Origin of the sequence: Paractinoplanes polyasparticus (assembly GCF_019710575.1) — a bacterium.
Lineage (GTDB): Bacteria > Actinomycetota > Actinomycetes > Mycobacteriales > Micromonosporaceae > Actinoplanes > Actinoplanes polyasparticus.
Window position 1 is genome coordinate 359319 of the sequence record NZ_JAHWFK010000001.1, and the last position, 11834, is coordinate 371152.

Genomic DNA, 11834 nt, shown 5'->3' on the forward strand with positions numbered 1-11834 from the left:
TCCGGGCCCGGATGCGGCAATTTTCGGCGGACTATTGGCGCCTGGGCCGGCCGGGAGATCGGCGGCGTCTGCCGCGCAGAGTCGCTTCGACTACGCAGCCGACTTCAGCGCCTTTGCGCGCATTTTTTCGGCCATATCTTTTGATGCGTCGGGTCGTCCGATCGGATGAGCGAAAGACAGATCATAGCGCGCGCCTTGACCTCACCGGCGCCTCGGCGTATCAAGAGACTTTGCGGCGACCGTGCTCACCGTGTATACGATCTCTCGGCGAGGCGGCGCCAGGAGGGGTCGTCATGTATTCCACTTTTCGGAGATGGACGGTTACCTTATCCACGCCGCTTCTACTAATCGCGGTAGGCGGCGTGGCTCACGCCGGCCCGGCAGCGAAATCCTCAGACGGATCGGCGGTCATCGCGTGGAACGACATTGCCGCGACGGCTGCGCTCGGCGCCTGCCTGGCTCCGACGAACAACCCACTCCACGAATCCCGCATGTATGCGATGACTCATATCGCCGTCAACGACGCCTTGAATGCGATTGACCGCCGCTCACGTCCCTACGCCTTCCGCGGACAGGCGCGCGGGGCGTCGCCGGAAGCCGCGGTGGCTGCCGCCGCGCGCAACGTGCTCGTGCCGCTTCTGCGGGAGCTACCGGCGCCGTTCGCGGACTGCGTCAGCAGCGCGAAGGTCGTCGACGGAGTGGAGGCGCGCTATGCGGCCGCCATCAACAGCATTCCCGGTGGTTCGGCCAAGACTCGCGGGATCGCCGCGGGGCGCGCAGCTGCCGCGGCCATCCTCACGGCAAGGACCGGCGACGGGTCGGACACGCAGCTGTTCGACACGGCGTACCCGCAGGGCTCGCGGCCGGGCGAGTACCGGTTCACACCCGGAAACGACTTCGCGTTCGCACCCGGCTGGGGCGACGTCACCCCATTCGTCCTGAGGACAGCTGTCCAATTCCGGCCGGGTCCGCCGTACGCGCTGACGTCGCAGCGGTACGCCAGGGACTTCTTCGAGGTTAAGCGCCTGGGAGGCGACGGCGTCACCACCCCGAGCGCGCGCACCGCCGACCAGACCGAGATAGCCCGCTTCTGGGTGGAGAGCTCACCACTGCGCTGGAACCGGATCGCCCGATCCGTCGCCGCCGGCAAGCTGGATCTATGGGAAAGTGCTCGCCTCTTCGGCCTTCTGAACATGGCGCTCGCGGACGGCTACGTGGCCACATTCAACACCAAATACCAGGCGTACAACTTCTGGCGTCCGGTGACGGCGATCCGGAACGCGGCCAACGACGGCAATCCGAGAACCGTGCCCGACCCTACCTGGACGCCATTGATGATAACGCCACCGATTCCTGACTACGACTCCGGCCACAGTGTCGAAGGCGGCGCGGCGGCACAGGTGCTCCAGCGATTCTTCGGCAGCGACCGAATCGGCTTCGAGGCGTGCAGCTACACGCTGCTTGCCGGGCAGACCTGCACCGATGCGTCACCTGTCCTGCGGCGGTACACCTCATTCAGCCGAGCATCGGCGGAGAATGGACTGTCACGCATCCTGGTCGGCTTCCATTTCCGGAAAGCCGTCAACGCGGGCATAGCCCACGGCGTCCAGATTGGCGACTGGACGGTGAACCACTCCCTGCAGCCCGTGCGCTGACGACGTGCGCACCACATCGACCGCCCGATCGTCCCCGCGGCGGACCGCCCGCCGGGTGGGTCCTGGTCGGGTCAATCAGGCCGTCAGCTCGATGATTTGAGCGTCGTCCCGCAGGCTGACATCGCCGGTGAGCGCGGGCAGCCAGTCGACGGCGACTCTCGGTGAGCGGCATGGTATCGACCGGGATTGATCATGCCGTGGACGGCTGACCGGGGGCGTCGTAGTCTGCTGGCGTTGCGGCGATGATCACAGGGCGGAGTAGCTATGGGCATCCTGAACCAGCTCGTGGACGCGGTCCGGACCGGGGCGGTGGAGGTTGTGGATCTCACGGCTCCGTTGTCGAGCGAGACGCCGATTCTGCAGCTGCCGCCGCCGTTCGCCAACACGGTCACGTTCGGGCTGGAGGAGATCAGCCGGTACGACGATCGGGGGCCCGCCTGGTACTGGAACAACATCCACACCGGGGAGCACACGGGCACGCATTTCGATGCTCCCGTGCACTGGGTCACCGCCCGGGACGGCAAGGACGTGTCGCAGGTTCCGCCGATGGAGCTGGTGGCGCCGGCGGCCGTCATCGACGTGTCGGCGCGGGTCGCCGACGATCACGACTTTCTGCTCGAGATCGCCGACGTACGCGAGTGGGAGGGCACGCACGGGGCGCTTCCGGCCGGTGGGTGGCTTCTGGTGCGTACGGGGTGGGATGCTCGCTCCGCCAGCCAGTCCGACTATCTCAACGCGGACGACACCGGCCCGCACACGCCGGGCATCTCGGTCGAGTGTGCGAAGTGGCTGGCCGACGAGGCCCCGGTGATCGGGGTGGGCGTCGAGACCGTCGGCACCGACGCGGGGCAGGCGTTCGGCTTCGACCCGGCGTTCCCCTGCCATTCGTACGTGCTGGGGGCGGGCAAGTACGGCCTCACCCAGCTGCAGAACCTGGCCGTGCTGCCGCCCACCGGCGCGGTCGTGGTCGCCGCGCCCCTGCCCATCGTCGGCGGCTCGGGCAGCCCCACCCGCGTGCTGGCCCTGGTCGAGCGGTGACCACAGTCGCCGAGGTGGTCGGGGCCACCCTGGCCGGGCTGGGCGCGACGCACGTGTTCGGGGTGGTCGGCAGCGGCAACTTCCACGTGACCAACGCGCTGGTCGCGCACGGCGTCCGCTTCGTGGCCACCCGGCACGAGGGTGGGGCGGCCACCGCGGCCGACGCCTTCGCCCGGGTGTCGCGGCAGGTCGGCGTGGTCAGCGTGCACCAGGGGTGTGGCCTGACGAACGCGATGACCGGTCTGGCCGAGGCGGCCAAGAGCCGTACGCCGCTGGTGGTGCTGGCCGCAGAGCCGGCCGCCTCGGCGTTGCGTTCGAACTTCCGGGTCGATCAGGACGCGCTGGCCGTGGCCGTGGGTGCGTCGAGCGAGCGGGTGCACAGCGCCGCCACCGCCGTCGTCGACACCGTACGCGCGTGGCGCCTGGCCCTAACCCAGCGCCGCACCGTCGTCCTCAACCTGCCCCTGGACGTGCAGGCCGCGCCGGCCGAGCCCGTCGAGCCCCCGGCCGCCACCCGCATCACGCCGCCGCGCGCGTCGGACGAGGCCGTCACCGAGCTGGCCGCCCTGCTCGCGGACGCGCAACGGCCGGTGTTCATCGCGGGCCGCGGCGCGCTCGACGCCAAGGAGACGCTGCAGGAGCTGGCCGCCCGGAGCGGGGCGCTGCTCGCCACCTCGGCCGTGGCGCGCGGGCTGTTCGCCGGTGACCCGTGGAGCCTCGACGTTTCGGGCGGGTTCGCGACGCCCCTGGCCGCCGAGCTGATCGCCGGGGCCGACGTCGTGGTGGCGTGGGGCGCGTCGCTGAACATGTGGACCACCCGCCACGGCGCCCTGCTGGCTGACGCCGCGACGATCGTGCAGGTCGACCTCGATCCGGCTGCGCTGGGCGGTCACCACCGCATCGATCTCGGCGTCACCGGGGACGCGGCCGCCACCGCCCGGGCTGTGCTGGACGTGCCGCCGGCAACGGGGGATTCGCGCTTCCCCGTCGTGCCGGGCGAGAAGGCCGGTTACCGCACAGCGGACGTGCTGGAGCGGATCGTCGCCGCGGGCCGGTGGCGGGACGTGTCGTACGACGACGACGGCGACGCCACCCACATCGACCCACGGACGCTCAGCATCGCCCTCGACGACCTGATCCCGCGCGAGCGCGTCGTGGCCGTCGACTCCGGCAACTTCATGGGCTATCCGTCGACGTACCTGTCCGTTCCGGATCACCGCGGGTTCTGCTTCACCCAGGCGTTCCAGTCGATCGGCCTGGGCTTGGCCTCCGCGCTCGGCGCCGCCCTGGCCGCACCGGACAGGGTGCCGGTGGCGGCCTGCGGCGACGGCGGGTTCCTGATGAGCATCGCCGAGCTGGAAACCGTGCGGCGGCTCGGCCTGGGGCTGCTGATCGTGGTCTACAACGACGAGGCGTACGGGGCCGAGGTGCACCATTTCGGCCCCCACGGCCACCCCCTCACGACCGTCGTGTTCCCCGAGACGGACCTGGCGGCGATCGCCCGCGGGTACGGCTGCGCGGCCGTGACCGTGCGGCACCCGGGCGACCTGGCCCCGGTCGCCGAGTGGCTGGCCGGCCCGCGCGCGGTGCCGATGCTGGTTGACGCGAAGGTCGCCGCGGGCCGTCCGTCCTGGTGGCTGGAGGAGGCCTTCCGCGGCCACTGATCGAGAACTGCCTATGCCATAGATCACACCAGGCCCCGGACGCGGTCCGGGACAGCGCGATCACCCCCGGTCGTGATACCTACACATTCACGGTTCTGGATCAGAGCCGTGCATCACGAACGGGGAGATCCATGAAACTTCCGCATGCCCGGCGACGGGCTGCGCTTCTCGGGGCGGCGCTGCTGGGCGCCGCCTCGATTTCGGGGGCCGGCGCCGCGTACGCCGTCAACGGCCCGGCGGCCACCGATCCGGCGCTCGCCTTCTCGGTCCAGCTGTCGCTCGGCGACACGGCCAAGGGCTGCTCCGGCGTGCTGGTCAACCGCTGGTGGGTCGCGACCGCGAAGTCGTGCTTCGGCACGGTCACCGCGGGCGCTCCCCCGCTGGCCACCACGGCCACGATCGGGCGCCTCGATCTGACGAAGAGCGGCGGCCACGTCCGTACGGTCGACAAGATCGTGCCCCACCCGGAGCGCGACCTCGTGCTGGCCCGGCTGGCCGACGCGGCGCTCGGCGCCACCACCGTGAAGATCGGCACGACGCCGCCCGCGACCGGCGACACACTGGTCGCTGCCGGGTACGGCCGCACCGCCGGCACGTGGGTTCCCGACGCGCTGCACACCGGCGACTTCACCGTCACCGCGGTCGGCGCGGCCACGCTCGACATCGCCGCGGTGGGTGAGTCGACCCTCTGCAAGGGCGACGCCGGGGGCCCGGTCCTGCGACGCACCTCGGCCGGCTACGAGCTGGTCGGCCTGCACCACGCGTCGTACCAGGGCGGCTGCCTGAAGGAGACGGAGACCCGCCGCGACGCGGTGGAGACCCGGGTCGACGACCTCGCCTCGTGGTTCGCGGCCAACGCCCCGATTCCGAACGCCCTGCAGGTGTCCGTCACGGACACCCGCATCGGCGTGCTCGCGGGCGACTACAGCACCCGGGTCAAGGAGGGTGGCCTCAGCACGAGCTGGACCGTGCTGGAGCCCAACGCCAAGGAGATCGTGGTCGCGGCCGACCGCGTCGGCGTGCTCACCCACGACGGCGTCGCCTGGGTCAAGGAGGGCGCCACCACCGCCAACTTCGTCCGCGCGGAGGTCAACATCAAGCAGCTCGCGCTCAGCGGCAACCGCATCGGCGTGGTGACCAACGACGGCGTCGCCAAGGTCAAGGAGGGCGGCCTGTCCGCCGGCTGGATCAACGAGCACAGCAACGTCCAGCAGGTCGCCGTGACCGACAACCGGGTCGGCGTGCTCACCACGGCGGGCGTCGCGAAAGTCAAGGAGGGCGGCCTGTCCGCCGACTGGATCGACCAGCTGACCGGCGTCAGGCAGCTCGCGCTGTCCGGCACCCGGATCGGCGTGGTCACGACGGCCGGCGGCGCACGGGTGAAGGACGGCGGTCTGAGTGCCCTCTGGACGCCCCAGGCGACCACGGGCGTCGCGTCGCTCGTGCTCAACGACGACCGGGTCGGCGTGCTCACCACAGCCAAGGTGGCGCAGGTCAAGGAGGGCGCGCTGACCAACAACTTCGTCAACGAGGAGTGGAACGTGCGGCACCTGTCGGTCAGCGGCAGCCGCGTCGGTGTCGTGATGGTCGATGGCCCGGCCAAGGTCAAGCAGGGCGGCCTCAGCGCCGCGTGGACGCCGGTCTGGTAGCAGTCGTCCCGGGAGGCGCGTGGGGTCCCGCGCGCCTCCCCGAAGCGCCCCTCGCCAGCTCCCGCCCGTCGACCACAGTGACCCGGTGCCCGCGGCGGGCGAGCGCCACCGCGCAGAACAGTCCGGCCGGCCCGGCGCCGGCGACAGCGACATCCATCCGCCGAGCGTAGGCTCGCGCGGGGCTCAGTCCCTGGTCAGCGTCGGATGACCGACGCCTCGGGCACCCCGGCCAGCGCGAGACGGTACGCGAGCTCGGGCCCCGGATTGACCAGCAGGACGGTGACGGCATGGTCCTCGCCGAGGAGGCAGGCCGCGATCAGCGTGCCCACGTTGATCGGGTCGAGGGTGACGACCTCGGTCAGGTCGACGATCAGGCGCGACGGCCGGACCCGCCGGACCGTCCGGACGACCAGCCGGCGGAGCTCGTCCGCGCACTCGGGGCCGAGGCCGCCCCGCAGCAGGACTGTCACGCTGCCGTCGTCGGCGGTGCGCGCCTCGACCACGCCGGAGGGCGCGGAACCGCCAGTCGTCACCGGCTGTTCACTCACGCGATCACCATAGGACGCTTCCGCGACTCGGACATCCACCACCCAGCCGATGGCTGCGAGCTGGCATCAATGGGGGATCAGAGTTTCCGCGACTCTCCGTAGCGTGACCGGCATGGATATCCAACGGGGATCGGCACTGCTGGCGGCGGTCGTCGTTCTCGCCACGGCCGGCTGCGCACGAGACACCACGGCCCGCGACGCGGCGCCGGCGACAACGGCCGGTGCGGACAGCGGCTTCGGCAAGAACCCGGCCACCGGTGGGGCCGGCGCCGGCGCCACTTCCCGGCCCACGCCGGTGCGCACGACGAGCACTCCCGTGCGTACGACGACATCGGCGCCCCGGACCCCGGACGAGCGACCCAACTGGGCCCGCCTCGTGCAGGCCTGCCCCAACCGGGGGCAGAGGGCCGAGATCCAGCAGATCCTCGAGGGAGACGTCACGGGCGACGGCCGCGCCGAGACCATCGTCGCGCGGACGTGCGAGGCGTCGACCTCGTACTGGCCGTCCACCATCGAGGTGTTCGACGGGGCGTCCGACCCGCTGCGACCGGAAAGGATCGGCGAGCCGCTGCTCGCCGAGCGGCACAAGGAGGACGAGCCCGTGGTCACCGGGCTGAGCATCAACGCCGGGATGATCGGGGTGAAGGCGTACGGCACGAGCCCGAAGGGCACCCATGCCTGCCCGGACCTGAAGCTCTTCTACCGCTACGAGCATCGGGGGGACGGGTTCGAGCTCGTCTGGCGGGACTCGGGCCCCGGCGAGAAGTGCGGGTAGGCGTCACAGGACCCAGCGGTCGATCAGCGTCTCGTGGGCCTCGAGGCGCTGCTGGGTGCGTTGCGGGTCGGTGCCGGCGATCGCGTCGAGCAGGCTGACCGCGAGCACCACGACGGCGGCGTGCGAGTCGAAGATGAGGCCGGTGCCGACCGGGGCCACCAGCAGCACGTCGGTCTCGTCGGCGAACGGCACGAGCGGGCTGTCGGCGACGACCACCGTGGCCAGTCCGAGTTGCCGGGCCAGACGGACGGCAGCGACGGTGGCGGCGGGGTACCGCGGCATGGCGAAGACGAGGACCGCGCTGGCGCCCTGCTGGTGCAGTTGCAGTACGGCGTCGTCGAGGCTGCCGGCGTCGGTGTGCACGGACACCGCGGGCAGGGCCCGGCGCGCGAAGTAGCCGAAATACTCGGCGAGCGCCGCCGAGGCCCGCAGGCCGATCACCCCGAGCGGGGAGGTCGCGGCGAGCAGGCGTACGGCCGAGGCCATCGCCTCTCCGCCGAGCTCCCGCCGCAGGCCGGTGACGTTGTCGATCTCCTGCCCGACCGAGTCGACGGCGCCGTGCCGCGGGGCGACCGGCGCCGACAGCACGACCTCGCGCAACGCGGCACGGAACTCGGGGTAGCCCGCGAAGCCGAGGGCGGTCGCGAGCCGCGTCACCGTCGGCTGGCTGACCCCGGCCTGCTCGGCGATCTCGATGGTCGACAGGAACGCCACGTCGGGGAACATGCCCAGCATCCGCTGCACGATCTGGCGCTGGCTGGGCGACAGGCGGTGGCGCTGCGCGAGGTCGAGCAACCAGTCCTCCGCGCGAAAGGTCACCACACCGCCCAGGAAGAAAGCTGAATACACTGAAACACCTAGGCTATATGGTGCATGACATGATTCAGCAGATCTGGCTCCGGTTTCTCAACGGCGCCGACATCGACGGCCTGAACCTCGGCGCCGCCGACGTGATCGGCGCGGTCGAGGACGTGGTCGGCGCGCACGGCCGGGGCGAGACCGTGTTCGAACCTCGTACCCACCTGATGCCGCGCAACGACGGCGCCGGCCACTTCAACGTGTTGCGCGGTCACGTCGACACCCTGGGCGAGCGCGGCCTGAGCGGGGTCAAGGTGGTCGGCGACTTCGTGCCGAACTACCAGCAGGGCCTGCCCAGCGAACTGGCACTGATGACGGTGTTCGACCCGACCAACGGCGTGCCGCTGGCGATCATGGACGCCACCCTGATCACCGAGGTGCGCACGGGGGCCATGACCGCCGTCGGCGCGAAACACCTCGCCCGCCCGGACTCGAAGATCCTCGGGCACATCGGGGCCCGGGGCACGGCGTTCGCCAACGTCACCATGCTCGACAGCCTGTTCCCGCTGGAGGAGATCCGGGTCACCAGCCGCCGGCCCGAGTCGCGCGAGGCGTTCGCGGCGCGGCTGCGCGAGGTGACGACGACGCCGGTGCGCGCGGTGGCGACGGCCGACGAGGCGTTCGACGGGGCCGACATCCTGGTCGAGGCGTCGCGGCTGGAAAAGCCGGAACCCCTTCTGCGTACGGCGGCCGTGAAGCCCGGCGCGTTCGTGGTGCCCTACGGCACGATCAGCGCGGTGGAACTCGACCTGCTCGACGTCATGGACAAGGTCGTCGTCGACGACTGGCGCGAATCCCGGTCGGGGCGGTTCGGCAGCCTGCGGGCGCACGTCGACACCGGGCGGCTGAGCGAGCAGAGCCTGTACGCCCAGATCGGCGAGATCGTCAGCGGGCAGAAGCCGGGCCGCGAGCGCGACGACGAGCGCATCCTGTTCTGGCATCGCGGCCTGTCGATCCTCGATGTAGCCCTGGCCCACCTCATCCTGACCCGCGCCGAGGCCGCCGACGTGGGCACGATGCTGCGCTACCGATGAACGAGGTCATCATCGGGCGGCCGGAGGACCTCGACCGTACGGTCATCGCCGCGGTCGCCCGCGGCGCCTGCCACCTCGAACTCGCCCCCGACCTCGTGGGCGCCCTCACCCGGAGCCGCCGGTCCACGCTGGCCGATCTCGAGGGCCGCGTCGTGTACGGCGTGAACACCGGCATGGGCGCCATGTCCGGCCTCCGCCTGGACGCCGAAGCCCAGCGCCGCCACCAGGACAACCTCATGATCGGCCGAGCTGTCGGCTCCGCACCCTGGCTACGCCGCGACCAGGCTCGCGCCGTGCTCGCCGCACGCCTCCGGACGTTCCTGGACCCGGCCGCGGGCGTCTCCCCCGAGCTGTGCCGCCGGCTGGCCGACCTGCTGAACGCCGATGTGGTTCCGGCGATCCCGGCCCGGGGCAGCGGCGCCGCCGGCGAGATCATCCCGCTCGCCCACGCCGGCGCGGCCCTGATCGGCGCCGGCCAGTTCCTCGACTCCGACGGGAGTGTCGACGCCGGCCCGGCGGATCTGACGCCGAGGTCGTTCGGACCCAAGGAGGGCATCGCCTTCCTGGAGGGTGTCCCCGGTCTGACCGGGCTGGCTGTGCTCGGCAGCGCGGCCGCCCGGGTGCTGATCGACCAGGTCGTCGTGGGCGCGGCCGCCTCGCACACGGTGATCCGGGCCAGCCTCGACCCCCTGCAGCCCGCCCTGGCCGACAGCGACGAGCTGCGCACCGTGCTGGAAAGCCTGCGTGACCTGCGCGGCAAGGCCGAGCCCGGTGCGCTCCAGGCGCCCGTGTCGTTCCGCGTCACCGCACCCGCCCTGGCCGTGGCGATGCGGGCCGTCGCCGGAGTGGAAGCAGCCGTCGACCGCGCCCTGAACGCGGTCACCGACTCCCCCGCCCACCTCGACGGCGAGTTCGTCGGCACGTTCGGATTCGCCGGCACCGACCTGACCGCGTCCCTCGGCGCGCTCACCACGGCCCTGGTCCATCTGGCCGAGGTGAGCGCGGCCCGCCTGCACCGCCTGCTCGACCCCCGGGTCACCGGCCTGGCGCCTCAGCTCTCCCACTCCCCCGGCCTGCACGCCGGCATGGCTGCCGTTCACAAGCGGGCCGCCGGTGTCACCCACCGCCTGCGGCGATTCGCGATTCCGGCGCTGACCGGCGCCATCGAGACCTCGCTGGGTCAGGAGGACGTGCAGAGCTTCGGCTTCGAGGCCGCCGAATGCCTGGACGAGGTGCTCACCGGCCTGCGCGACGTCCTCGCCTGCGAACTGCTCGCCGTGGTCCAGGCGCAGCGCCTCGGCGCCCCGCCGAGTTCCGCGCTCGACGACATCGACGCTGCCCTGCCTCACGGAACCGCCGACCGCCCCTTCGGCCGCGACCTCGACCGGATCATCTCGCTCCTGGCCGGCGGCTCGATGCCCGGGACACGTCCGGGCCCGGCCACCGAACCTGCTTAGTGCGGGACGCTGGTCGAGCCGCGAACCACCAGCTCGGGACGGAACAGGGGCGCCCCGCCGGGTGAGTCGAGCTGCTTGACCGCGGCCGCCACGATCGCGTCCTCGTCCCAGGCCATCGTGGTCAGGCCGGGCTCGACCAGGACGGCCAGCTGGTGGTCGTCGTAGCCGACGACCGACAGGTCGTCCGGGATGCGCAGGCCGGCGTCGCGGGCGGCCCGGTAGACGGCGAACGCCAGCGAGTCGCTGAGGCAGAACACGCCGGTCGGCCTGTCGCGGGCGGTCAGCAGCGACGACACCACGTCGACGGCGTCCGCGGTGGCGGCGGGCGCGGCGATGGCGACCAGCTCGATGCCGAGCGTCTCGGCGATGGCGGACGCAAGCAGCTGCGCCGGCCGGCCGGGGGTCGAGGGCAGCGCGGGCGCGAGCAGGCCGACCCGCCGGTGGCCCAGCTCGGCCAGGTGGGCGAAGGCTGTCCGTACGCCGTGCTCGTTGTCGAAGAGCACGCTGCTGGAGCCCGGACGCCCGAGCAGCGCGTCACCGATCGACACGACGGCGACGGACGGGTCGAGCAGGCGCCAGTAGTCGGCCGTGGGGTCGACCGGCGAGACGAGCGCGCCCTCGACCCGCTGGGCCGCGAACTGTTCGACGATGCGGCGCTCGAGTTCCGGGTCGGCATCGGCGTCGGCGATCGTCGCGAACCGCCCCTCGCGGCGCAGGGCCCGGGTGAGCAGCACCGAGAAGTCCTGCTGCCAGAGATCCCGCAGCGAGCCGGAGACCCCGACCCATCCCGTACGGCCCGAGGCCAGCGCCCGCGCGATCGGGTCGACCGTGTAGCCCAGTTCGTCGGCCAGTTCCCGGACGCGCTGGATCGTCGCCGGCGAGCCGCGCAAACCCCGCAACGCGTACGAGGTGGCCGCCAGCGACAGGCCTGCCGCGGTGGCCAGGTCTTGAAGCGTCCGCCGACCGGGCTGCCTCGACACCGGCCGACAGTAACACCGGCCGGCTCCCTCCTACGCCCCCTGGCCGGCCCACCCGCCCGGGGACAGCGCCCCCGTCAGTTCTCGCGGCCGACTACGCCGCCGAGTGGTCCACAGGCGGCTCGTCCCGGTGCCCGGGAACACATTGCCATCCGGGGAGGGAAGCGCTTCACTTGTGC

Annotated in this window: 11 protein-coding genes; 7 read left to right on the forward strand and 4 right to left on the reverse strand. The window is 71.8% G+C overall.

Features of this window, described 5'->3' with window-relative positions; all coding sequences use genetic code 11:
• The first annotated feature begins 362 nt into the window (after window positions 1–362).
• The 4 genes from KXC43_RS52540 (at window position 363) to KXC43_RS01700 (ending at window position 6006) form a co-directional block, all read left to right on the forward strand.
• Window positions 363–1655 carry a vanadium-dependent haloperoxidase gene (locus KXC43_RS52540; RefSeq protein WP_221374057.1) on the forward strand — a complete coding sequence of 431 codons (1293 nt, stop codon included), beginning with the start codon at window positions 363–365 and terminating at the stop codon, window positions 1653–1655.
• A gap of 264 nt (window positions 1656–1919) precedes the next feature.
• A complete protein-coding gene (locus tag KXC43_RS01690) occupies window positions 1920–2693 on the forward strand; it encodes a cyclase family protein (RefSeq protein ID WP_221374058.1) in 774 nt (257 codons plus the stop codon).
• A complete protein-coding gene (locus KXC43_RS52545) occupies window positions 2690–4357 on the forward strand; it encodes a thiamine pyrophosphate-binding protein (RefSeq protein ID WP_221374059.1) in 1668 nt (555 codons plus the stop codon). Before KXC43_RS01690 ends, KXC43_RS52545 begins: the two co-directional genes overlap by 4 nt.
• A 131-nt stretch (window positions 4358–4488) precedes the next feature.
• Window positions 4489–6006 (forward strand): S1 family peptidase, encoded by a 1518-nt coding sequence (locus KXC43_RS01700; RefSeq protein ID WP_221374060.1) that lies wholly within the window; start codon window positions 4489–4491, stop codon window positions 6004–6006.
• Here the strand turns inward: KXC43_RS01700 and KXC43_RS52550 are convergent.
• Together KXC43_RS52550 and KXC43_RS01710 are read right to left on the reverse strand one after the other, a co-directional pair.
• Complete coding sequence (locus KXC43_RS52550; protein WP_308128920.1) at window positions 5978–6295, reverse strand: FAD-dependent oxidoreductase; 318 nt, start codon at window positions 6293–6295, stop codon at window positions 5978–5980. The genes KXC43_RS01700 and KXC43_RS52550 overlap by 29 nt on opposite strands.
• The gene (locus KXC43_RS01710) at window positions 6201–6554 is read right to left on the reverse strand and encodes an STAS domain-containing protein (RefSeq protein WP_308128921.1); all 354 of its coding nucleotides are present in this window, start codon (window positions 6552–6554) and stop codon (window positions 6201–6203) included. Before KXC43_RS01710 ends, KXC43_RS52550 begins: the two co-directional genes overlap by 95 nt.
• A gap of 112 nt (window positions 6555–6666) precedes the next feature.
• Here KXC43_RS01710 and KXC43_RS01715 point away from each other — a divergent pair, with 112 nt between their 5' ends.
• Window positions 6667–7329, forward strand: a complete 663-nt coding sequence (locus tag KXC43_RS01715; protein WP_221374062.1) for a hypothetical protein — start codon at window positions 6667–6669, stop codon at window positions 7327–7329.
• Between the two features lie 3 nt (window positions 7330–7332).
• On the opposite strand, the gene KXC43_RS01720 is transcribed toward KXC43_RS01715, so the two are convergent.
• The gene (locus KXC43_RS01720; RefSeq protein ID WP_308128922.1) at window positions 7333–8178 is read right to left on the reverse strand and encodes a MurR/RpiR family transcriptional regulator; all 846 of its coding nucleotides are present in this window, start codon (window positions 8176–8178) and stop codon (window positions 7333–7335) included.
• Window positions 8179–8207: 29 nt separating this feature from the next.
• On the opposite strand from KXC43_RS01720, the gene KXC43_RS01725 reads away from it, so the two are divergent.
• Window positions 8208–9221, forward strand: a complete 1014-nt coding sequence (locus KXC43_RS01725) for an ornithine cyclodeaminase family protein (RefSeq protein WP_221374063.1) — start codon at window positions 8208–8210, stop codon at window positions 9219–9221.
• Window positions 9218–10678 (forward strand): aromatic amino acid lyase, encoded by a 1461-nt coding sequence (locus KXC43_RS01730; RefSeq protein ID WP_221374064.1) that lies wholly within the window; start codon window positions 9218–9220, stop codon window positions 10676–10678. The genes KXC43_RS01725 and KXC43_RS01730 overlap by 4 nt, the downstream gene beginning before the upstream one ends.
• Here KXC43_RS01730 and KXC43_RS01735 read toward each other — a convergent pair.
• Window positions 10675–11658, reverse strand: a complete 984-nt coding sequence (locus KXC43_RS01735) for a LacI family DNA-binding transcriptional regulator (RefSeq protein ID WP_221374065.1) — start codon at window positions 11656–11658, stop codon at window positions 10675–10677. The two genes, KXC43_RS01730 and KXC43_RS01735, sit on opposite strands and share 4 nt — an antisense overlap.
• Between the last annotated feature and the right edge of the window lie 176 nt (window positions 11659–11834).

Coding starts and splice junctions, on each gene's coding strand:
- KXC43_RS01690 (WP_221374058.1), top strand. CDS start 1,920: ATGGGCATCCTGAACCAGCTCGTGGACGCGGTCCGGACCGGGGCGGTG.
- KXC43_RS01700 (WP_221374060.1), top strand. CDS start 4,489: ATGAAACTTCCGCATGCCCGGCGACGGGCTGCGCTTCTCGGGGCGGCG.
- KXC43_RS52550 (WP_308128920.1), bottom strand. CDS start 6,295: ATGCCGTCACCGTCCTGCTGGTCAATCCGGGGCCCGAGCTCGCGTACC.
- KXC43_RS01715 (WP_221374062.1), top strand. CDS start 6,667: ATGGATATCCAACGGGGATCGGCACTGCTGGCGGCGGTCGTCGTTCTC.
- KXC43_RS01725 (WP_221374063.1), top strand. CDS start 8,208: ATGATTCAGCAGATCTGGCTCCGGTTTCTCAACGGCGCCGACATCGAC.
- KXC43_RS01730 (WP_221374064.1), top strand. CDS start 9,218: ATGAACGAGGTCATCATCGGGCGGCCGGAGGACCTCGACCGTACGGTC.